The sequence below is a fragment of the Treponema sp. R6D11 genome, assembly GCF_054786075.1.
In genome coordinates this window covers 1-330 of the sequence record NZ_BDHD01000940.1, presented here as the reverse complement: position 1 = coordinate 330, position 330 = coordinate 1, and the positions used below count along the sequence as shown (strand labels likewise).

General features: G+C 50.9%; 1 protein-coding gene. It reads left to right on the top strand.

Annotated elements, in window-relative coordinates; translation table 11 throughout:
* A partial coding sequence (locus ACYVTD_RS16905) for an efflux RND transporter permease subunit (protein ID WP_461248810.1) occupies positions 1-330 on the top strand: 330 nt, incomplete at both ends.

The window sequence follows — 330 nt, the reverse complement described above, 5'->3', positions numbered from 1 at the left end:
TATCGTAATTCGCTCTTCCTTTACGTCTTCCTCGTAATAATCCTTCTATATATGGTAATCGGCGCGCAGTTTGAATCCTTTCTTCTCCCGTTAATACTCATGCTGAGCATTCCTTTTTCTTTGGCAGGCGCGGGCCCCTTACTGCTGATTACTGGTTCCATGATCGATTCGGGGGCCGTTTTCGGGCTTGCCGCGCTGTTCGGCTTGGTCGTGAACAACAGCCTCATTCTTTTTGAAGTAAGCGGAGAAAAAATCGATGAGGGGTTTTCCGTGGCGGCGGCGGTTTACGGCGGAGCGGCGGAACGCCTGCAGGCGATTTTAATTACGACG